General features: G+C 68.1%; 19 protein-coding genes. 11 read left to right on the forward strand and 8 right to left on the reverse strand.

Annotation, left to right across the window (positions count from 1 at the left end):
• The gene (locus AB1634_00180; protein ID MEW6217933.1) at window positions 1–1,665 is read left to right on the forward strand and encodes a hypothetical protein; all 1,665 of its coding nucleotides are present in this window, start codon (window positions 1–3) and stop codon (window positions 1,663–1,665) included.
• 80 nt (window positions 1,666–1,745) lie between these two features.
• On the opposite strand, the gene AB1634_00185 is transcribed toward AB1634_00180, so the two are convergent.
• Entirely contained in the window at window positions 1,746–2,090 is a 345-nt protein-coding gene (locus AB1634_00185) for an IscA/HesB family protein (GenBank protein MEW6217934.1), read from the reverse strand.
• Between the two features lie 273 nt (window positions 2,091–2,363).
• On the opposite strand from AB1634_00185, the gene AB1634_00190 reads away from it, so the two are divergent.
• A complete protein-coding gene (locus AB1634_00190) occupies window positions 2,364–3,449 on the forward strand; it encodes a 6-phosphofructokinase (GenBank protein ID MEW6217935.1) in 1,086 nt (361 codons plus the stop codon).
• A 157-nt stretch (window positions 3,450–3,606) separates the two neighbouring features.
• Here the strand turns inward: AB1634_00190 and AB1634_00195 are convergent, their stop codons facing one another.
• The 6 genes from AB1634_00195 to secD all read right to left on the reverse strand — a co-directional run bounded on the left by AB1634_00195 (window position 3,607) and on the right by secD (window position 9,591).
• Window positions 3,607–3,855, reverse strand: coding sequence for a ribbon-helix-helix protein, CopG family (locus AB1634_00195; GenBank protein MEW6217936.1), 249 nt, complete (start codon window positions 3,853–3,855; stop codon window positions 3,607–3,609).
• Window positions 3,856–3,981: 126 nt separating this feature from the next.
• Window positions 3,982–4,689, reverse strand: coding sequence for a twin-arginine translocase subunit TatC (locus AB1634_00200; protein MEW6217937.1), 708 nt, complete (start codon window positions 4,687–4,689; stop codon window positions 3,982–3,984).
• A 20-nt stretch (window positions 4,690–4,709) separates the two neighbouring features.
• Window positions 4,710–5,537 (reverse strand): phosphoribosylformylglycinamidine synthase subunit PurQ, encoded by an 828-nt coding sequence (locus tag AB1634_00205; protein MEW6217938.1) that lies wholly within the window; start codon window positions 5,535–5,537, stop codon window positions 4,710–4,712.
• A gap of 2 nt (window positions 5,538–5,539) precedes the next feature.
• On the reverse strand, window positions 5,540–6,235 hold the full coding sequence (locus tag AB1634_00210; GenBank protein ID MEW6217939.1) for an HD domain-containing protein: 696 nt from the start codon (window positions 6,233–6,235) through the stop codon (window positions 5,540–5,542).
• Window positions 6,236–6,239: 4 nt separating this feature from the next.
• Window positions 6,240–7,004, reverse strand: coding sequence for a YkgJ family cysteine cluster protein (locus AB1634_00215; protein MEW6217940.1), 765 nt, complete (start codon window positions 7,002–7,004; stop codon window positions 6,240–6,242).
• Window positions 7,005–7,017: 13 nt separating this feature from the next.
• Window positions 7,018–9,591, reverse strand: a complete 2,574-nt coding sequence (gene secD / locus AB1634_00220) for a protein translocase subunit SecD (protein MEW6217941.1) — start codon at window positions 9,589–9,591, stop codon at window positions 7,018–7,020.
• Between the two features lie 231 nt (window positions 9,592–9,822).
• On the opposite strand from secD, the gene AB1634_00225 reads away from it, so the two are divergent.
• Both AB1634_00225 and AB1634_00230 read left to right on the forward strand, forming a co-directional pair.
• Window positions 9,823–10,104: a ribbon-helix-helix protein, CopG family gene (locus AB1634_00225; protein MEW6217942.1), complete on the forward strand. Its 282-nt coding sequence runs from the start codon at window positions 9,823–9,825 to the stop codon at window positions 10,102–10,104.
• A complete protein-coding gene (locus AB1634_00230; protein MEW6217943.1) occupies window positions 10,104–10,283 on the forward strand; it encodes a hypothetical protein in 180 nt (59 codons plus the stop codon). The genes AB1634_00225 and AB1634_00230 overlap by 1 nt, the downstream gene beginning before the upstream one ends.
• A gap of 19 nt (window positions 10,284–10,302) precedes the next feature.
• On the opposite strand, the gene larB is transcribed toward AB1634_00230, so the two are convergent.
• The gene (gene larB / locus AB1634_00235; protein ID MEW6217944.1) at window positions 10,303–11,049 is read right to left on the reverse strand and encodes a nickel pincer cofactor biosynthesis protein LarB; all 747 of its coding nucleotides are present in this window, start codon (window positions 11,047–11,049) and stop codon (window positions 10,303–10,305) included.
• Between the two features lie 117 nt (window positions 11,050–11,166).
• Between larB and AB1634_00240 the strand changes: the two genes are divergently transcribed.
• The 7 genes from AB1634_00240 to carB all read left to right on the forward strand — a co-directional run bounded on the left by AB1634_00240 (window position 11,167) and on the right by carB (window position 20,246).
• Entirely contained in the window at window positions 11,167–12,201 is a 1,035-nt protein-coding gene (locus AB1634_00240; protein ID MEW6217945.1) for a cation diffusion facilitator family transporter, read from the forward strand.
• Window positions 12,198–13,067 (forward strand): 50S ribosomal protein L11 methyltransferase, encoded by an 870-nt coding sequence (locus AB1634_00245; protein ID MEW6217946.1) that lies wholly within the window; start codon window positions 12,198–12,200, stop codon window positions 13,065–13,067. The genes AB1634_00240 and AB1634_00245 overlap by 4 nt, the downstream gene beginning before the upstream one ends.
• 13 nt (window positions 13,068–13,080) lie before the next feature.
• Window positions 13,081–13,809 (forward strand): RsmE family RNA methyltransferase, encoded by a 729-nt coding sequence (locus tag AB1634_00250; GenBank protein ID MEW6217947.1) that lies wholly within the window; start codon window positions 13,081–13,083, stop codon window positions 13,807–13,809.
• 148 nt (window positions 13,810–13,957) lie between these two features.
• Entirely contained in the window at window positions 13,958–14,407 is a 450-nt protein-coding gene (gene dtd / locus AB1634_00255) for a D-aminoacyl-tRNA deacylase (GenBank protein ID MEW6217948.1), read from the forward strand.
• Between the two features lie 93 nt (window positions 14,408–14,500).
• Window positions 14,501–15,835: a glycosyltransferase N-terminal domain-containing protein gene (locus tag AB1634_00260; GenBank protein MEW6217949.1), complete on the forward strand. Its 1,335-nt coding sequence runs from the start codon at window positions 14,501–14,503 to the stop codon at window positions 15,833–15,835.
• Entirely contained in the window at window positions 15,832–16,974 is a 1,143-nt protein-coding gene (carA, locus tag AB1634_00265; GenBank protein ID MEW6217950.1) for a glutamine-hydrolyzing carbamoyl-phosphate synthase small subunit, read from the forward strand. The genes AB1634_00260 and carA overlap by 4 nt, the downstream gene beginning before the upstream one ends.
• 59 nt (window positions 16,975–17,033) lie before the next feature.
• Window positions 17,034–20,246 (forward strand): carbamoyl-phosphate synthase large subunit, encoded by a 3,213-nt coding sequence (gene carB, locus AB1634_00270; protein MEW6217951.1) that lies wholly within the window; start codon window positions 17,034–17,036, stop codon window positions 20,244–20,246.
• The last annotated feature ends 70 nt before the right edge of the window (window positions 20,247–20,316 follow it).

The raw sequence follows: 20,316 nt of genomic DNA on the forward strand, positions 1-20,316 counted from the left end.
ATGCGCCGTGTCGATCTCCTGCGCCCCTTCTGGTGGGCGGCCCGCAACCGCCTTCTGCCCCCGGGCAGCGTGCCTCTCCGCTCCCTGGGCGCCCTCTTCCTGACCGCCGGCCTGTGCCTCATCCTTTACCTCACGGCCGTGCGGGTGGTGGGCTATTTCCACCGCCAGAATGAGCTGGGGATCATCCTCTCCCTCAAGCTCTTCCAGATGGCCTGGATCACCCTGTTTGCCATGCTGGTGTTCTCGTGCATGGTGTCGGCGGTCTCCACCCTCTTTCTCTCCCAGGACAACGAAATCGTGTACGCAGCGCCGGTATCGCCGGCCAGCATCTACTTTCTGCGCTACACCACCACCACCGTCTACACCTCCTGGATGACGGTGATCTTCTCCCTCCCGATCTTTGCCGCCTACGGCCGGGTGTTCGCCACTGACTGGCTGTTCTGGCCCCTGCTGGCCCTGGCGGTGACCGCCACCGCCGCCACTGCCACCGGATTCGGCATGCTGGTGACCGTCATCCTGGTCAACCTGTTCCCGGCCCGTCGCACCAAGGATATCGTCGTCTATCTGTCCCTGTGCTTCGGGGTGCTCATCTACGTGATGTTCCGCCTGATGCGGCCGGAGGAGCTGGTCAACCCGGACAGCTACGCCCATTTCGTCGACTATCTGTCCGGCATCTCCCGGCCCGCCGGTCCCTTTGTGCCGGCGGCCTGGGCCGCCAATGCCTGCGCCACCTATCTCCTGGACCGGGAGGTGGACTGGCTTCTGGTGGGCCTCCTGGCGGCGACGGCTCCGGCCCTCTTCATCCTCGGCGAGTGGAGCATGGAGCGTCTGTTCTTCTCCGGCTATTCCAAGGCCCAGGAGTCCTTTGGCGGCCACCGCCGCTTCCCGAGCCTCATCGGCTACCGGCCCCGTCCCTGGCTGTGGATCCTGGTCAAGGAGGCGAAGACCTTTCTGCGGGACTCGTCGGAGTGGGCGCAGCTGTTCATGATCGGCGCCCTGGTGGTGGTCTACCTGTACAACTTCAAGGTACTGCCGGTGGAGCGCTCCGCCTTCGAGGAGGAGTCCATCACCAACCTCATCGCCTTCCTGAACATCGGCCTCACCGGCTTTGTGATCACCTCCCTGGCGGCCCGGTTCGTTTTCCCGGCCATCGGCACCGAGGGCGGCGCCTTTGCCATCATCCGCGCCTCCCCCCTGCCCCTGACCCGCTTCCTCCTGGCCAAGTATCTCTACTACGTCCTGCCTCTCACCGCCCTGGCCCTGGTTCTGGTGCTGGCCTCGGACCACCTGCTGCGTATCGAGGGCCCGATGCGGCTGATTTCGGTCTACACCAGCACCCTCATCACCTGGACCGTGACCGCCCTGGCCCTCGGCTTTGGCAGCCTGTTCGCCGATTTCAAGGCCGAAAACCGGGCCGCGGCCCTGGGCGGCCTTGGCGCCATCCTCTTTCTCCTGGCCGCCTCCCTCTTCCAGGTGGTGATCATCGCCACGGCCGCGGTGCCGGTGTACCGGCTCATGCGCACCTGGCTCAAGGGCGGCTCTCCCGCCTCCTTCGACCTGAGCCTCCTGGTGGCCTGGGTGGTGGCCTCGCTCCTGATCGCGACCCTGGCTGTCCTGGTGACGGTGCGCCGCGGCCTGGCGCGGCTGGCCGCCGAAGGCGGCTGAGCCGGCCGGCAGCCCCCGGAATGCAAAGAGCCCTGACGCCACCGGGCGCCAGGGCTCTTGACCCCAGGAACCGTATCTTCTCAGCAGCCGCAGGAGCCGGAGGAGGTGCTGCAGCTGGAGCCGCAGCCACCACCGCCCCGCACCACCGGGACGGTGGAGGTGATGGCGAACCCGGAGCGGTAGCCGTCCTCCACAAAGTCCACCCGGATGCCGCCACTGCGGCTCAGAAGGTCGGATTCCACGACAAAGGTCAAACCATCCCGATCGAAGACCTGATCACTTCCTGTTGGCTCATCCAGAGCCAATCCCAGGCTGGGACCGGCTCAGCCACCGGTACTGACCATGACCCGCAAGGCCGAGGTGATGTTGCGGGCCTCCAGGTAGGCCTTGAGATTGCTGACTGCGCTGTCCGTGACTTCAAGCATGACCATGACCTCCATAAAGGAATGATTCCCCTTGCGGGGAAAGGTTGCGAGACATCAGCACGTCCGCACCCGCGGTTGTCGCCTGCTGAGCGAGGCGGACGCCGTCGGATCATTGTACCGTAAGGGGCGTCATCCCACAAGTCAAGAGCCGGCCGCCTTCGCCAGCGGTTGCAGGGCTTCCTGCCCCTGTGCTAGGATGAGCGGCACGCTGGCAGACACCTTCCTCTCCCTCTCTCGTGGCCCGGCCCACGTCCTTCAGGAGCCAGAATCTTCATGAAAAAGCTCGTCATCTCCACCGGCGGCGGCGATGCGCCCGGCCTCAATGCGGTCATCTATGCGGTGGTCAAGGCGTCGCACCTCCGGGGGTGGGAGGTCTATGGCAGCCGTTGCGGCTATCTGGGCCTGCTGGACCCGGACGAGCTGGTGCGTCTGGAGCCTGAGGACGTGGACGGCATCACCGCCACGGGTGGCACCATCCTGGGCTCCACCAACAAGGGCAACCCCTTTGCCATGCCAGTCCAGAACCTGGCTGGCGAATGGCAGATCCGGGATGTCTCCGACCGGGTGATGACCAACTACCAGCGCATGGGCTTCCACTGCCACATCGCCGTGGGGGGTGACGGCAGCCTGGCCATCGCCCATGCCTTTGCGGAAAAGGGTATGAACGTGGTCGGCGTGCCCAAGACCATCGACAACGATCTCCAGGCCACCGTACAGACCTTCGGCTTCGACACCGCCATCAGCACCGCCACCGAGGCCCTGGACAAGCTCCACTCCACCGCCAAGTCCCACGACCGGGTGATGGTGGTGGAGGTCATGGGCCGGGATTCCGGCTGGATCGCCCTCAACAGCGGCATCGCCGGCGGCGCCGACATCATCCTCATCCCGGAGATCCCCTTCGACATCGGTATCGTCAGCGCCAAGGTCGGGGACAACGACCTGCACGACAAGCATTACTCCATCGTCGTGGTGGCGGAGGGGGCCAAGCCCAAGGACGGCGAGGTGGTGCACAAAGGCAAGGGCGAGATCGGCCGGGAGGAGGTACTCCTGGGCGGCATCGGCGAATGGGTGGCCACCCAGATCCAGCAGCGGACCGGCAAGGATACCCGCTCCCTGGTGCTGGGCCATCTCCAGCGGGGCGGCAGCCCCACCACCTTCGACCGCCTCCTCGCCTTGCGCTTCGGCGCCGCCGCCGTCCGCCTGGTGGAGAGGGGCACCTTCGACCACATGGTGGCCCTGGCCTCGCCGGGCATGACCGCGGTGCCCCTGGCCGAGGCGATCCGGGAGCGCAAGAAGGTCGACCTCGACAACGACAAGGTTCTCACCGCCCGGGAGATCGGCACCTGCTTCGGCGACTGAGCCCCACCGGCACCGGTCGCCCCCCTTCTCCGCTCAGGGTGACGCAGGGGCCCCCGACAGTCTCAGCCTTGGGCCACCCCGGAAACTACCGGATCCCAAAGACCGTCTTCGGCGCCCATCGCCGGATCCAGGTTGACGAGCCAGATTTCGCCCTGCCTCATGCGAAATCCTCCCCGTCCAGGGCGCAAAGCACGGTCAGCTCCTGGTTGCTGGCATACTCCTCGGCCATCTCTGCCGCAATGGCCGACAGGCGGCTTCGCTTCTGCTCCTCGATGAACCGTTCCAGCGCCATCCGGTAAAGATCGGACCTGGAGACCTTGAGCTCCTTCCGGAGCGCTTCGACAGCACCGGCCAGGGAATGAGGAAGAGAGACGGTAATCCTGTCTACGCTGGTCGAAGCACGCATGGGCCCTCCTCACGTTCAGTCATAATATCCAGCATACTGTCCCGCACACGCATTGACAACGCCAAGGGTCGTCCGGTGACCGAGGGATGGCGCGGACCGGCCGCCGCCCCCTGCGCCACCCGCCCGCTAGCCGGCGGCCGGCGGCCCCTTGTTCTCCACGAAGCGCAGGCAGAGGATGCCCGCCTCGTACAGGAGGTACAAGGGGCCGCCCATGAGGGCCATGTTGACCACATCCGGGGTCGGGGTAAGCAGGGCAGACAGGACGCTGATGGCCAGGATGGCGTAGCGCCGGCCCTGGCGGAACCGCTGCCGGGAGCACAGCCCTACCTGGGCGGCAAAGACCATGAACAGGGGCAGCTCGAAGATGCTGCCAAAGCCGAGCAGGAACAGGGCCACGAAGCTCACGAAACGGTCCACGGAGATGACTGGCTTGAGCTGCTCGGACTGGAAGCCCAGGAGGAAATCGATCCCGAAGGGCAAGGTGACCAGGTAGCAGAACCCGGCCCCCAGGTAGAAGAGCAGCACCGTGCCGGCGGCGAACCCGAAGGCCGCCCGCCGGGAGAGGCGGAAGACCAGGGCCCGCCACAGCCAGAGCATCAGGACCGGCAGCACGGCAAACCGGGTGACCAGGACAGACAGCTTGGCCAGGGCGAGGAACGACTCGGTGACCGTAAACCAGGCCAGATCCTGACCGAGATGGCCACGGATGATTGCCAGGATCCGGGGGGAGAGCAGAAAGCAGGCGACGCTGCCGCCAGCGACCAGGCCTGCCACCCACAAGAGGGTGCGGCGCAGCTCGACGATGACCGCAATGATGGACTGGGCAACGTTCACGGCCGGGGCGGCCGGGCGGCTCAGACGAGATGGGCCCGGATGAAGCGGACGGCGTTCCGGAAGAGGCTTGCGCCCTGCCCTTCTTCGGGCAAATCCTCCCGGGTCCAGCGGGGATGGTTGGTGCGGTGCACAAAGGCCTCGGGATGGGGCATGAGGCCGAAAAGCCGGCCGCTGGGGTCGCAGATGCCGGCCACCCCCCGGGGCGAGCCGTTGGGGTTCTCCGGATAGCGGCTCGTGGGCGCTCCGGTTGCCGGATCCGCGTAGCGGACTGCCACCTGGTGCCGGGCGGCAAGCTCATCGAGGGTCCCCTGGTCCTGGGCCACGAACTTGCCCTCGCCGTGCCGGACCGGCAGATAAAGCCTTTCGAGGCCCTGGGTGAAAACGCAGGGCGAGGCCGGGTCCACGGCCAGGGTCACCCAGCGGTCCTCGAACCGGCCGGAATCGTTGTAGGTGAGGGAGACCAGCCGCTCGCCCTCCCGGCCAGGCAGGGCCGGCAGCATGCCCATCTTGACCATGAGCTGGAAGCCGTTGCACACCCCCAGGACCAGCTTGCCGGCGGCGACAAAGGCGGTCAGCTGCTCGAAGAGCCGCTCGCCGCTGCCCGCCACCCGGGCGTACCGCATCCGGAAGGCGGCCGCCTGGCCGGCCCCGAGGTCGTCCCCGTCCAGGAAGCCGCCGGGCAGGTTCAGGAAGTGGTAGTCATCCAGACGGCGCTCGCCATGCAGCAGCTCGCTCATGTGGACGATGTCCACCTGGTCAGCACCCGCCAGCCGGCAGGCGTGGGCCATCTCCATCTCGCAGTTGGTCCCGTAGCCGGTGACGACGATTGCCCGCACCTTGTCGGCCATGCTCACTCCCCCCGGATCTCCCGCGCCAGTTGCTGAAAGAAGGTCTCCATGAAGGCATGCCGGTCGTCAGCCAGCCGGCGTCCCACCGGGGTCAGCATCCCCTCCCGGACCCGGCAGAGCTTGACCGTAAACTCCCGGTAGGCGGTGTCTTCCTGGGAATAGGCCCGGGTGAGCTCCACTGCCACCTGGGCGCCGTTGTGCAGCCGAGCCCCCAGGCGACCGGCAAAGAGAAAGGCGCGGCCGATGCCCACCGCGCCGATGGAATCCAGTTTGTCGGCATCATAGAGGATGCGCGCTTCCAGGGTCAAGGGCGGCGGCCCGCCCCGGAAGCGGTGGGCCGCGATACAGGCCGCCACCGCCTCCACCGCGGCTGGCGCAAAGCCCAGGCCCGGCAGCAGGCGACAGGCGGCAGCAGCGCCAATGGCGGCATGGCAAACCGCCCCCTGGCGGCGGGTCTCTTCCGGCCGGCCGATATCATGGAGCAGAGCGGCGGCGCTGACGACCGACTCATCGGCACCCAGGTCCCGGGCCATGCGCACCGCCAGGCGATGCACCCGGGCCAGATGGTCCCGGCCGTGGACATCGTCGACACCGGCAGCGGCCACCTGGGCCAGAAGCTCTCCGGTCGTCTGCGGCCCCAGGGGAAACAGTGCCCGGTCCTGCAGGGCCTGGGGATGGAAAACCTCCTCGAAGACCATGGCCTCACCCCCGGGCCTGGCTGGCAGCAAGCCAGCTGGGCAGGCGATCCGCATGCCTGGCCAGCTCCGACAAGACGCTGGTGGCTTGGCACAGGAGGGCATAGGGGTCAGCGGCCAGCCCGGCCTGGGCCTCGGGCGCCAGGCCGTTCATGAGCACCGGGCCCAGGGGGCCGTCCAGGGAGCGGCTGAGCCCGTCGAGGTCATAAAGAATCCGGATCATGGCCAGGCCGAACTGGGGACTTCCGGCCAGGGCCTGCTGCACCACCGGCTGGCGCCGGGCGGCGAGAAAGGCGTCGTTCATCTCGTTGTAGACTCCAAGGCCCTGCCCCTGCAGCCAGTCCGGGATCGTCACCGGCTGCGGCTCGCCGAAGCCCAGGCAGTGCTCCTCCCGCACCAGCACGAAGAACTCCTCCAGCCCGGTTTCGGGATCATGGCGCACCGCCCGTCCCACCGGATAGGCCCGGCAGGCGCCGGGGCGGTGGGGGTAGACCGTGCAGCCTGCCGGCGCAACAAAGGGGCAGCTGGCCCGGCCATCGTCGATCATGGCCAGAAAGACCTGGGGGGTCCGGGCGCCTTCGGGGGTCTCGATCACCGCGTAGCGGTCCAAGAAGGTGTCCCAGTCCACGCCCAGGGCCTGGCGCAGCCGCAGCACGTCATAGGGATAGAGGGCCAGGTCCAGGGACCGGCAGCAGTCGGTGAAACAGGCCAGGCCGGGGTGGCAGCTGAAGCAGAAGGCCTCGCCGGCGGGCTGGGGGCGGATGGCAGGCATGGTCGGCTGGGCCTCAGCTCACCCGCTCCCGCCGCCACAGACAGAGAATCGGGCTGGCCACGAAGATCGAGGAGTAGGTGCCCACCACCACCCCGACCAGCAGCGAGAACGAGAAGTCATGGACGACGATACCGCCCAGGAAATAGAGGGCCAGGAGGGTCAGGAACACGGTCAGCGAGGTGACGACGGTGCGGCTCAGCACCTCGTTGACGCTGATGTTGACCAGGGAGGCGAAGGAGCCTGCCGCCACCCCTTTGTGCATGTTCTCCCGGATGCGGTCGAAGACCACCACCGTGTCGGTGAGGGAGTAGCCGGCCAGGGTGAGGAGGGCGGTGACAATGAGGAGGGTGACCTCCTTGTCCAGAAGATAGCAGACCCCCAGCACCGCCAGCACATCGTGGAAGGTGGCGGCAGCCGCTGCCACGCCGAAGCTCAGGTCGAAGCGGAAGGCCAGGTAGAGGACGATGCCGGCCATGGAGATGGCGATGGCCACCAGGGCCTTCTGCCGGAGGGATTGGCTCACCGAAGCGCCGATCTCGGCCTTGTTCTCCAGGGTGAACTGATGATCCGCCAGCTTGTCGGCCAGAAGCGCGCTCAACTGCTCTTCCACATGGCCCACCGTGGTCTCGCTGCGCTTGACCTTGACGATCAGCCGGTTCTCCCCCACCACCTCCTGGAGGTCGGAGTCGGCCAGACCGTTGGCGGCCAGCACCTGACGGACGGCATCCAGGGCGAAGGGCTTGGCGGCCTGATACTGGAGCAGGGTGCCGCCGGTGAAATCCACCCCCAGGCTGGCCTTGCCCCGGGCCACCTGGACAAAGGCCACCAGGCCGAGCAGACAGAGGACAGCGGACACGGCAAAGGCCACCTTCCGTAGCCCCATGAAATCGATGTTGGTCCGGGAGAGGATGTGCAGAAACGACAGGTCCCGCAGCCGGCGCTGGCTGTGCAGGACATCGTAGACCACCCGGGTCCCGAACAGCGCGGTGAACAGGTTCAGGATCACGCCCACGGACAGGGTGACGGCAAAGCCCTTGATGGGACCGGTACCGAAGAGGAAGAGGGCGAAGGCCGTGATCAGGGTGGTGACGTGGGAGTCGATGATCGTCCAGAAGGCCTTGTCATAGCCGCCATCCACTCCGGAGCGCACCGACTTGCCCAGGGCAAACTCCTCCCGCATCCGCTCGAAGATGAGGACGTTGGAGTCCACCGCCATGCCGATGGACAGGATGATGCCGGCAATGCCCGGCAGGGTGAGGGTGGCCCGGAAGGCGGCCAGGGTGGCGAACAGGAACAGCAGATTGAGCAGGAGGGCGAAGTTGGCGATCACCCCGGACAGGCGGTAGTAGACCGCCATGAAGGCCACCACGAGGAAGGCGCCCAGGAGGCCGGAGGACAGGCCCTTGTGGATGGAATCCAGACCCAGGGAGGGGCCGACGGTGAGGTTCTGGATGATGGAAACCGGCGCCGGCAGGGCGCCGGCCCGGAGGACAATGGCCAGATCCGTGGCCTCCTCGTGGGTGAAGTTGCCGCTGATCTGGGCGCTGCCGCCGGAGATCCGCTCCCGGATCACCGGGGCGGAGCGGACCACCTCATCGAGGACAATGGCCAGCCGCTTGTTGACATTCTTGGCCGTCACCTGGTCGAAAACCTTGGCGCCCCGGTCGGTGAGGTCCAGCCCCACATAGGGCTCGTTGAAGGTGCCGCCGATCTGCACCCGGGCGTCCTTGACCATCTCGCCGGTCAGGAGCACCTGGTTCTTGAGCAGGAGCGGCAGCTTATCCTCCCGTTTGGTGGTCGGGTCCACCCGGCGCTCGAAGTAGATCTCGGAGCCGGCCGGCAGCCTGGTCTGGAGGGCCAGGTTGAGGGCCTTGCGGCCGTCGGCCGGCTTCCAGGTCCCTGTTTCCTGGATCTCCCTGATGAGGCCACCCAGATCCACCCCCGCCTCCTGGTCCACCAGCTTGAACTCCAGCTGCGCGGTCTGACCAATAAGGCTCATGGCCCGCTTGGGGTCCCGAACCCCGGGCAGCTGCACCACCACCTCGTCGGTGCCCTGGCGGACGATCACCGGCTCGGCGACGCCGAACTGGTCGATCCGGTTGCGGATGATCTCCAGGGCCTGACTGACCGCATTGTTGCGGATGTCGCTGACCTCAGCGTCGGACAGGGCCAGGAAGACCCTGGGGAACCCCCCTTCCTGGGCTTCCACCGTGGCGTTGAGGTTGGGGAAATCCTCCTTGAGGATCTTCTCCACCGACTCCAGGGCACTCTTGTTGGGGATGACGAAGAGCACTTTGCCCGGCACGCCGCTGTCGCTGCGCACCACCGAGATCTGCCGCTCGGCCAGGCCATCCTTGAGATCCCGGGCTGCCAGATCCAGGGAGTTCTCGATGGCCCGGTCAAGATCCACCTTCAAGACCAGGTGCATGCCACCCTGCAGGTCAAGACCCAGCTGCAGCCCCTCGGGTGCCAGGTACTTCTTCCACCACTCCGGCACACCCTTCCACAGGGAAGGGGTCAGGGTGATACCGGCAAAGGCGACCAGGACGACAAGGAAGATGATCTTCCACTTCAGGGCCTTGTTCATGGGGCTGGAATCCTGGGGAAAAAAGGGAAGCCGGCGGCCCTTCAGGCGACCTGCCGGCGGAAGGCAACGGAGGGGAAATGATACCCACAAGGGGTCGGGATGTCAAAGCGGAAACCCGCCGCGGCGGAGGGATGGCAGCTCACCGGTGCGCCCGCGGATACCACCCCTTGAGGCGGAAGGTGTGTATGTGTATGCTGATGGCACCACCACATCCCAGAGGGGGACGCCTCCATGCAACAAGCTTCTGCGAACAACTTGATTCGCAAGCAGTTTCTGATTGCGCCGCGTCAGATTGAGAAGCTGAACCGTCTCGCCAGGGAGGAGCACACGTCCGTGGCACAACTGGTCCGGCGGGCCATCGACGCCTACGACCCGCATATCCCCCCGGACGTGGAAGCCCCAGAATTGATGGAGCTGGTGTCCGCACGGCTGAAGGAAGCCATCGCCGACACCCGCAGCACCCGCGAGCGTTTGCGGAGCACCCTCAGGAAGCTGGGATTGGAGGAAGGCTGATGTCGGGGTGGAAGGAGCTGCTCATCGACATGCTGAAGCTCACGGACGAGGTCAGGCGGCTGAACCAGGACATCGAACGGCTGGAGAGCCACGTGGTCGATGTGGACAAGAGGGTCGTACGCCTGGAGACCCTGGTGGAGATGGCAGCGGTGCCTACCCGCCTGGCCCGCGACACGTGAAGCCCCGCGGGGCCGCGGATCAGGGGCGGTTGATGGCCGCGGCCATGCAGGCGGCGCCGAAGCCGTTGTCGATGTTCACCACCGCCAGGCCCGGGGCGCAGCTGTTGAGCATGCCGAGAAGAGCGGCCAGGCCGCCGGAGCCGGTGCCGTAGCCGACGCTGGTGGGCACCGCCACCACCGGCCGGTCCACCAGGCCCGCCACCACCCCGGGAAGCGCCCCCTCCATACCAGCGACCACGATGAGGACCTGGGCGGCCAGGAGCTGCTCCTGCCGCCGGTACAGCCGGTGAATGCCGGCAATGCCGACATCGGCCAGCCGCTCCACGGGCTGGCCAAGCATGGCCAGGGTTACGGCTGCCTCCTCGGCCACCGGCTGGTCGGAGGTGCCGGCGGAGACCACCAGCACCGGGCCCCGGCAGGGGGCCGGGGGCGGGGGCGGGCCGGTGAGCATCCGGGCCTGGGGATGGTGGATGAGCCCCGGCAGGGCCTGGCACACCTGGGCCGCCTTGTCGTCGCTCACCCGGGTGGCGATCACCGGTCCACCGGCAGCCAGAAGCGCGGAGAGGATCTCCAGGAGCTGGGCAACGCTCTTGTGCTCGCCGTAGACCGCCTCCGGCCGGCCGGTCCGGAGCTGGCGCTGGTGGTCGAGACAGGCCCCGGCCAGCTCCTGGTCCGGCCAATGCCGGAGCCGGGCCAGGGCCTGGTCGACGCCGCAGGACCCCTGCCGCACACCGTCCAGCAAGGTCCGCAGCTGTTCTTCATCCATAAGGGTTCCGCCTCCCTTCGGGTCGCCCCTCGCACCCGGCCTTCATGCCCCGCCCTTGCGGCACCGCGTCCAAGCGGGCTCCTTGCAATCCGGGTCACGGTACCATAAAGTTGCCGGATGGTCACAGACAAGCCGCTCACGAGGGTTGCCGGGCTGGGGCTGGCGGTGGCAGTCGCCCTCCTGCTCCTCAAGCTGGTGGCGTACTACCTCACCGGCTCCAAAGCCATCCTCTCGGATGCCCTGGAGTCGATCATCAACGTCGTCTCCGGCCTCTTCCTTCTGTTCAGCCTCGCCGTGAGCGCGGAGCCGGCCGATGCCGACCACCCGTACGGCCATGGCAAGATCGAGTTCTTTGCCGCCGGCCTGGAAGGCGGGCTCATCAGCCTGGCCGCCATCCTCATCTTCATCGAGGCAGTACCGGCCTTCTTCAGCCCGGAGCCGCCCCGATCCCTGGATACCGGTATCCTCCTGGTGGTGGCGGCCGGGCTGGTCAATCTCGGGGTCGGCTGGGCCTTCGTCCGGGAGGGACGGCGGGTGCGGAGCGAGGCCCTGGCCGCCAACGGCCAGCATCTCCTGGCCGACTTCGTCACCAGCGCCGGCGTCATCCTGGGGCTGGTCCTGGTCCGGCTCACCGGCGCCATCTGGCTGGATCCCTTGACCGCCTGTCTGGTGGCCGCCCAGATCCTGTTCACCGGCTACCGTCTGGTGCGAGCCGCGGTGGGCAGCCTCATGGACACCACCGAGCCCCGGATCCTGGAGCGGGTGGTGGCGGCCTTGAACAGCATCCGCCAGCCTGGCATGCTCTGCCCGCACGCCCTGCGGGTGCTCCGCTCCGGCCGCCGGCTGCATCTGGATCTCCATGTCAGCCTGCCCCGCAACTGGACCCTGGAGCAGGTGCATGCCCAGGAAAAGGCCATCAGCCAGGCCCTCCTGGCCGCACTGGAGGAGGAAGGCGAAGCGATGCTCCATCTTGACCCCTGCGACCCCAGCTGCTGCCGGTGCTGCACCCTCGAGTCGTGCCCGCTGCGGTCGAGCCCGTTTGCCGAGGAGACACCCTGGACGACCAACGGCGTGACCGCCAAGCATGTCAACGCCTGCCCGCGACGGCTGGAGAGCGCCCCCCGGGCCGCCGCCAGCAAGGGCCGGCCATGAGCCCGGACGCCTGGCTGTGCCTGACCGTCGAGCCGGCTGCCGACCTCCTGGAGCCCCTGGCCGCCCGGCTCGGCGCCCGCCTGGGCGGGGTCGAGATCCGGGGTGGCTGCATCCTGGCCTACCTGGCCGAAGGACCGGAGCTGGCGGCGCAGGAGGCGAGGCTGCTGGCCGAGATCCAACAGCTGGCCGCAACGGCCCCGGACCTGCCGCCGCCCCTGGTCCGCCGGACACGGGTGGCGGCCGAGGACTGGGGCCGCAACTGGCAGGCCTTTTTCAAAGCCAGCCGGGTGAGTCCCCGCCTGGTGGTGAAGCCCTCCTGGGAGGCCTTCCCGGCTGCGCCCGGGGACGTGATCCTGGAGCTGGATCCCGGCATGGCCTTCGGCACCGGCCTGCACGCCACCACCCGTCTCCTGCTGGAGGCCCTGGATGAGGCCCTGGCTCCGGGCCAGCCCCTGCCGGCCCGGGCCCTGGATCTGGGCACCGGCACCGGCATCCTGGCCATGGCCGCCGCCGGCCTGGGGGTGCCGGCGGTCGTCGCCCTCGACAACGATCCCCTGGCGGTGGAGATCGCCGCGGCCAATGTGGCGGCCAACAGCCTGGCGTCCCGGGTGCGGGTCTCCGGCGAGGACCTGGCCGATTCTACCGGCCCCTTCGACCTTATCCTCGCCAACATCACCCAGGATGTGCTCCTGGAGCTGTCTGTGCCTCTGGCGGCCCGTCTGGCCCCGGGCGGCCGACTGCTCCTGTCCGGGCTTCTGGCCGGTGGCCAGGAGGAGCGGGTGTCGGCCTGCTACCAGGGGCTGGGGCTTACGGAAACCGGCCGCCGCTTCCGGGAGGAGTGGGCGGCCCTGACCTTGCGGCGATGATGGGCTCCGAGCGATGAGCCGGCACCGCTTCTTCGTGGCCCCAGACCAGCCGCTGGCCGGGGAGACCGTTCTCGACGGCGAGGAGGCCCATCACCTGAGCACGGTGCTGCGGCTGGGCCCGGGCGCGGCCATCGAGCTGCTGGATGGACAGGGCAGCGTCTACCAGGGGGAGGTTCTGGCCGCCAGCCGCCGCCAGGTGCGGGTGCGCCTCCTGGAGCAACGCTGGCAGCCGCCGCCGGCACGAAGGCTCATCCTGGCGCCGGCCCTCCTCAAGAAGAAGGGCTTCGACCTGGTGCTCCAGAAGGCCACCGAGCTGGGGGTGCATGCCCTCCTGCCTGTGCTGAGCCACCGCTGCGTGGCCCAGGCCAAGGACGAGGTTGCCCGCTGGCCACGCCTGGTGCGCGAGGCGGCCAAGCAGTGCGGGGCCCGCTATCTGCCGGAGCTGTTGCCGCCGCGGCCCCTGGCCGACCTGGCCGTTGGGCGCGGTCTGGGATTGGCCCTCCATGAAAGCGCCGGGGAGGATCTGGCTGCCTTCCTGGCCCGCTCCGCTCCGCCGGCAGACCTCCTGTGCCTGGTGGGCCCGGAAGGCGGCTGGGATCCGGAGGACATGGGGGACATCCGGGCCGCCGGGCTGGTGCCGGTGCGCCTGGGCCCGCGGATCCTGCGGGCTGAGACCGCAGCCCTGGCCGCGGCCGCCATTCTGCAGCTGTGGCTGGGCAATCTGGACAGTGGGGCGGTGTGACGGGAGGGCGCCGGCATGGACGGCATGGACAATGACGGAATGGACAATATGGACATGATGGACATGATGGACCACCTGCACCCTGTCCATGGGGTCCATACTGTCCATACCGTTCCCGCCACCGCACTCTGAAGCCAAGGAGCAGCTCATGCGGGCCGTGGTGCAGCGGGTGCAGGAGGCGGCGGTGGCGGTGGCCGGCCAGGAGGTGAGCCGCATCGGCCCTGGCCTGCTGGTGCTGGTGGGCGTCGACCGGGAGGACCGGGACCAGGACGCTTGCGCCCTGGCGGACAAGATTGCCCACTTGCGGATCTTCGACGATGAGGAGGGCCGCCTGAACCTCTCGGTGCAGGACAAGGTGGGAGCGGTGCTCCTGGTCTCCCAGTTCACCCTCCTGGGCGACTGCCGCAAGGGCCGCCGGCCGTCCTATGGCCGGGCGGCGCCGCCGGAGCAAGCGGAAGGGCTCTGCCAGCTTCTGGCCACGGCGCTGAGCCGCCACGGCCTGCCGGTGGCCACCGGCGTCTTCCGGGCCAACATGGCGGTGAGCCTGGTGAACGACGGCCCGGTGACCCTGCTCCTGGACAGCCGGCGGCTGTTCTGATCTTGACGGACCGGACGGCACCGGTTTTAATGTCATGATTTTTTTCGCTCCCTGCGACGCGGCCTCCGCGGCCCATCCGACCACCCCATCCCTGTGACCCTGGCGGCGTATACCTGGCTGACCCGTTTGGCCGCCCTGGTCGCTGGCCCACCCTTCCTGGCCTATGCCGGCCTCAGCGGCCGCCACCGGGATGGCCTGCGCCAGCGCCTCGGCCTCGGCCCCCCCCCGCTGCCGACTGCCGACCCCCGGCCGCGGCTGTGGCTCCATGCCGCCTCGGTGGGGGAGGTGCAGGTGGTGCGCTCCCTGATCGCGGCCCTGGACGGGATCCTGGGGGAGGTGGCGGTGGTGGTCTCCACGGTCACCCCGCACGGACAGGCCTGTGCCCGGCAGCAGCTGCCAGCAGAGATTCCCTGCTTCTTTGCGCCCCTGGACCTGCCCGCGGTGGTGCGGCGGGTGGTCCAGCAGGTGCGGCCGGCCCTCTATGTGCCGGTGGAGACCGAGCTGTGGCCCCATATGCTGGCGTACGCCCACGCCTATGGCAGCCGGCTGGTGCTCTTGAACGGCCGGCTGTCCGAACGGTCGTTTGACCGCTACCGCCGGATCCGGGGGCTCATCGCCCCGCTTTTGGCCCGCTTCGAGGCCCTGGCGGTGATCGACGCCGTGGATCGGGATCGCTACCTGGCCCTGGGCGCCGATCCATCCCGGGTGCGGGTGCTGGGCAACGCCAAGTATGACCTGGCCGCAGGTCCCGACGTGGCAGAGGCCGGCCGGCTGCGCCGCCGGCTGGGCCTTGCGCCCGGCCAGCCGGTGCTGGTGGCCGGCAGCACCCATACCGGCGAGGACGAGGTGCTGCTGGCCGCCTTCGCCTCGTTGCGGCCCCGTTTCCCGGACCTGGTCCTGGTGCTGGCGCCCCGCCACCTGGCCCGGCTGCCGAAGGTGGCCGAGTCGATCACCCGACTGGGCGCCGAGCACCGGCTGCTGAGCGCGGTGCAGGGCGATGGCCGGCCGGCGCCGGTCATCCTGGTGGATACCATGGGCGACCTGGGCCGGCTTTACGGCCTGGCCTTCATGACCTTCTGCGGCGGCAGCCTGGTGCCCAAGGGTGGGCACAACCTCCTGGAGGCCGCGGTGTGGGGCCGGCCGATCCTCTTCGGCCCCCATACTGCGGACTTCCAGGATGCCCGGGAGCTCCTGGAGCGGCGCGGAGCCGGCTTCCTGGTCGACGACGCCGGGGGCATCACCGGCACCTGGCTGCGGCTGGCCAGCGACCAGGCGGCCTATGCCACGTGCTGCCGGGCAGCCCGGCAGGCAGCCCTGGAGCAGCAGGGCGCAGCCCGGCGCCAGGCCAGGCTGCTGCACGAGATTCTGACCGGGCCGCTCCGGCGGGACCCGGCCCGTTCACACCCAACCACACCGGAGCTGCCATGAAAGCGCTCATCGCACTGGAAGACGGCACCATCTTCGCCGGCCAATCCTTCACCGGCGCCGGCGAGGCCGCGGGCGAGCTGGTCTTCAACACCGCCATGTCCGGCTACCAGGAGGTGCTCACCGACCCCTCCTACAAGGGCCAGATGGTGACCATGACCTATCCCCTCATCGGCAACTACGGAGTCAACCCCGAGGATATGGAGTCGGCGGCCATCCAGGTGGAGGCCTTCCTGGTCCGGGAATACTCGCCGTATCCCAGCAACTTCCGCTCCACGGGCTCCCTGGTGGACTTCCTCAAGAGGGACGGCATCCTGGGGGTGGAAGGGATCGACACCCGGGCCCTCACCCGCCACATCCGGCTGGGTGGGGCGATGAAGGCGTATGTCTCCACCGAGGACCTGGATCCCGTCAGCCTGGTGGAGCGGGCCCGCCGCTCGCCGGGTCTGGTGGGCCGCAACCTGGTGCAGGAGGTCACCTGCGCCGAGCCCTATGCCTGGGTGGACGGCCGTCCCCGTCCCGGCCTTCATCTGGCGGCGGCGCCGGCCGGCTGCCGGCGGGTGGTGGCCCTGGACTGCGGCCTCAAGTACAACCAGCTGCGCCTCATGACCGAGCGGGGCTGCTTTGTGCAGGTGCTGCCGGCCGGGACGCCGGCGGCCGAGATCCTGGCCCTGCAGCCGGACGGCGTCTTTCTCTCCAACGGCCCTGGCGATCCGGCGGCCCTGGCCGGCCTTGTCGCCACGGTGCGGGATCTCCTGGGGAGAGCACCGATCTTCGGCATCTGCCTCGGCCACCAGATCCTGGGCCTGGCCTATGGCGGCCGCACCTACAAGCTCAAATTCGGCCACCGGGGCTCCAACCAGCCGGTGAAGGACCGCACCACCGGCCGCATCGAGATCACGGCCCAGAACCATGGCTTTGCCGTCGATCTCGCCTCCCTGGATCCGGCCGAGGTGGAGCTGACCCACGAAAACCTCAACGACGGCAGCTCGGAGGGCATGCGCCACCGCCGCTTCCCGGCCTTCTCCGTCCAGTACCATCCGGAGAACGCCCCAGGCCCCCATGACTCGGTCTATCTCTTCGACCGTTTCCTGGAGCTGATGGCCGCCTGGAGCCCGGCCGCCGCCGCACCGGCACGCTGACCGCGGCCGGCCGTTCGTTTTCGTCCCCTTCGATCCCCCCTTGGCGGAAGGAAACCCCCATGCCCAAGCGCACGGATATCAAGAAGATCCTCATCATCGGCTCGGGACCGATCATCATCAGCCAGGCCTGCGAGTTCGACTACTCGGGCACCCAGGCGGTGAAGGCCCTCAAGGAGGAGGGCTTCCAGGTGGTGCTCATCAACTCCAACCCCGCCACCATCATGACCGATCCGGAGCTGGCCGACCGCACCTACGTCGAGCCGATCACCCCGGAGATGGTGGCCAAGGTTATCGAGATCGAGCGGCCGGATGCCATCCTGCCCACCCTGGGCGGCCAGACCGGCCTCAACACCGCCATCCGGGTGGCCGAGCTGGGCGTCTTGGAGCGCTTCGGGGTGGAGATGCTGGCCGCCGATGTGGAGGTGATCCGGAAGGCGGAGGGCCGGGAGCTGTTCCGGGCGGCCATGAAGCGCATCGGCCTTGCGGTGCCGGAGAGCGCCATCGTCCATACCCTGGCCGAGGCCCGCCAGGCCGGGGAGGAGATCGGCTTTCCCATCATCGTCCGCCCGTCCTTCACCCTGGGGGGCACCGGTGGCGGCGTGGCCTTCAACAGCCGGGAGTTGGAGGCCCTGTGCACCGCCGGTCTCGATCTGTCCTTGAACCACGAGGTGATGCTGGAAAAGAGCCTCCTGGGCTGGAAAGAATACGAGTTGGAGGTGATGCGGGACAAGAAGGACAACGTGGTCATCGTCTGCCCCATCGAGAACTTCGACCCCATGGGCGTCCACACCGGCGACAGCATCACGGTGGCACCGGCCCAGACCCTCACCGACCGGGAATACCAGGCGATGCGGGACGCCTCCATTGCCATCATGCGGGAGATCGGCGTCGAGACCGGCGGCTCCAACGTCCAGTTTGCGGTCAATCCGGCAGACGGCGAGCTCATGGTCATCGAGATGAATCCCCGGGTGTCCCGGAGCTCGGCCCTGGCCTCCAAGGCCACCGGCTTTCCCATTGCCAAGATCGCCGCCAAGCTGGCGGTGGGCTATACCCTGGATGAGATCCGAAACGATATCACCCGGGAGACCTACGCCTCCTTTGAGCCGACCATCGACTACTGCGTGGTCAAGATCCCCCGCTGGACCTTCGAAAAATTCCCGGAGACCGAAGACATCCTCACCACGGCCATGAAGTCGGTGGGCGAGACCATGGCTATTGGCCGCACCTTCAAGGAGGCCCTGCAAAAGGGGCTGCGCTCCCTGGAGATCGGCCGCTTTGGCTTTGGCGGCGACGGCAAGGACTCCCTGCGTCATCTCGATGCCTACGATCTGGAGCAGGGCCTCCGGCGGCCGCATTCGGCCCGGATCTTCCATCTCCACGAGGCCTTGAGCCGGGGGATGAGCGTTGCCGCCATGGCCGAGCTGACCGGGGTCGATCCCTGGTTCCTGCACAACCTGGCCCAGATCGTGGACGAGGAGCGGGCGGTGGCGGCGGGCGGCTTTGCCGGCCTCGATGCCGAGCGGCTGCGCGGTGCCAAGCGCCTGGGCTTTTCGGACCGCCAGCTCGGGCATCTCACCGGCACCGCCGAGGCGGATATCCGGGAGCTCCGGGGCCGGCATGGGGTGCAGCCGGTGTACAAGCTGGTGGACACCTGCGCCGCCGAGTTCGAGGCCTACACCCCGTATTACTACTCCACCTACGAGGAGGAGAATGAGGCCCGGGTCAGCGATCGCCGGAAGGTGATGATCCTGGGCGGCGGCCCCAACCGCATCGGCCAGGGTATCGAGTTCGACTACTGCTGCGTGCACGCCTCCTTCGCCCTGCGGGAGCTGGGGGTGGAAAGCATCATGGTCAACAGCAATCCGGAGACGGTGAGCACCGACTACGACACCTCGGACAAGCTCTACTTCGAGCCCCTCACCGCCGAGGACGTGCTCCACATCATCGGCACCGAGAAGCCCGAAGGGGTGATCGTCCAGTTCGGCGGCCAGACGCCTTTGAACCTGGCCCTGCCCCTGGCCCGGGCCGGGGTGCCGATCCTGGGCACCTCGCCGGACAGCATCGACCGCACCGAGGATCGCAAGCGCTTCAAGCAGTTCCTCCAGAAGCTGGGTCTCCGGCAGCCGGACAACGATACCGCCTTCACCCTGGAGGAGGCCCTGGAGGTGGCCGGCCGCATCGGCTATCCGGTGGTGGTGCGGCCCTCCTACGTGCTGGGTGGCCGCGCCATGCGCATCGTCTACGAGCCGGCCGGCCTGGTGAGCTTCATGTCCTCGGCCATCCTCGCCTCCTCGGAGCATCCGGTGCTCATCGACAAGTTCCTGGAGGATGCCATCGAGGTGGATGTGGACGCCATCTCCGACGGCAGCCAGACGGTGATCGGCGGCATCATGCAGCATATCGAGGAGGCAGGCATCCATTCCGGCGACTCGGCCTGCGTGCTGCCGCCCCACACCCTGGACCCGGGCCTGGTGGAGGAGATCCGCCAGGCGACCCGGGCCATGGCCGCGGAGCTCCGGGTGGTGGGCCTCATGAACATCCAGTTCGCGGTCCAGGACAACACGGTCTATGTGCTGGAGGTGAACCCCCGGGCCTCCCGGACCATCCCCTTTGTCAGCAAGGCCACCGGCGTGCCCCTGGCCAAGCTGGCCACCAGGGTGATGCTGGGCCAGAGCCTGGCCGAGCTGGGCCTCACCGGGGAGCGGCAGGTCAGCCACTTCGCGGTCAAGGAGGCCGTGTTCCCCTTCGATCGCTTCCCCAACGTGGATACCCTGCTGGGCCCGGAGATGAAGTCCACCGGCGAGGTCATGGGCCTGGACTTCTCCCTGGGCCTGGCCTACGCCAAGTCCCAGATCGCCGCCGGCCAGACCATTCCGGAGAAAGGCTCGGTCCTCATCTCGGTGCGGGACGAGGACAAGCCGGAGGTGGTGGAGATCGCCCGGGAGCTGGCCGAGATGGGCTTTGCCATCCTGGCCACCCGGGGTACCGCCGCCTATCTCGCCGAGCACGGGGTGCCCTGCCAGCGGGTGTTCAAGATCTCCGAGGGCCGGCCCCACATCCTGGACAAGATCCAGGATGCCGGCATCCAGTGGATCATCAACACCTCCATGGGCTCCCGCACCACCCAGGACTCCTTCCAGATCCGGCGTGCCGCCCTGGACTACCACCTGCCCTATTCGACCACCGTGGCCGGAGCCCTGTCCATGGTGATGGCCATCCGCACCGTGCGGGAGCGCCGGCTGGAGGTGAAGGCCCTGCAGGAGTATTTCTGAGCCGGCATTGTGCCCGCAGGACCGGTGAGCCGGGCGTTTCTCGGTCGCGGTCGCGGCACCAGGAAGCCGG

It is taken from the genome of Thermodesulfobacteriota bacterium (assembly GCA_040755095.1).
Classification (GTDB): domain Bacteria; phylum Desulfobacterota; class Desulfobulbia; order Desulfobulbales; family JBFMBH01; genus JBFMBH01.

Coding starts and splice junctions, on each gene's coding strand:
- AB1634_00225 (MEW6217942.1), top strand. CDS start 9,823: ATGCAACAAGCTTCTGCGAACAACTTGATTCGCAAGCAGTTTCTGATT.
- AB1634_00195 (MEW6217936.1), bottom strand. CDS start 3,855: ATGCGTGCTTCGACCAGCGTAGACAGGATTACCGTCTCTCTTCCTCAT.
- larB (MEW6217944.1), bottom strand. CDS start 11,049: ATGGATGAAGAACAGCTGCGGACCTTGCTGGACGGTGTGCGGCAGGGG.
- carB (MEW6217951.1), top strand. CDS start 17,034: ATGCCCAAGCGCACGGATATCAAGAAGATCCTCATCATCGGCTCGGGA.
- AB1634_00190 (MEW6217935.1), top strand. CDS start 2,364: ATGAAAAAGCTCGTCATCTCCACCGGCGGCGGCGATGCGCCCGGCCTC.
- AB1634_00210 (MEW6217939.1), bottom strand. CDS start 6,235: ATGGTCTTCGAGGAGGTTTTCCATCCCCAGGCCCTGCAGGACCGGGCA.
- secD (MEW6217941.1), bottom strand. CDS start 9,591: ATGAACAAGGCCCTGAAGTGGAAGATCATCTTCCTTGTCGTCCTGGTC.
- AB1634_00250 (MEW6217947.1), top strand. CDS start 13,081: ATGAGCCGGCACCGCTTCTTCGTGGCCCCAGACCAGCCGCTGGCCGGG.
- AB1634_00240 (MEW6217945.1), top strand. CDS start 11,167: ATGGTCACAGACAAGCCGCTCACGAGGGTTGCCGGGCTGGGGCTGGCG.
- AB1634_00245 (MEW6217946.1), top strand. CDS start 12,198: ATGAGCCCGGACGCCTGGCTGTGCCTGACCGTCGAGCCGGCTGCCGAC.
- AB1634_00215 (MEW6217940.1), bottom strand. CDS start 7,004: ATGCCTGCCATCCGCCCCCAGCCCGCCGGCGAGGCCTTCTGCTTCAGC.
- AB1634_00230 (MEW6217943.1), top strand. CDS start 10,104: ATGTCGGGGTGGAAGGAGCTGCTCATCGACATGCTGAAGCTCACGGAC.
- AB1634_00180 (MEW6217933.1), top strand. CDS start 1: ATGCGCCGTGTCGATCTCCTGCGCCCCTTCTGGTGGGCGGCCCGCAAC.
- AB1634_00205 (MEW6217938.1), bottom strand. CDS start 5,537: ATGGCCGACAAGGTGCGGGCAATCGTCGTCACCGGCTACGGGACCAAC.
- dtd (MEW6217948.1), top strand. CDS start 13,958: ATGCGGGCCGTGGTGCAGCGGGTGCAGGAGGCGGCGGTGGCGGTGGCC.
- carA (MEW6217950.1), top strand. CDS start 15,832: ATGAAAGCGCTCATCGCACTGGAAGACGGCACCATCTTCGCCGGCCAA.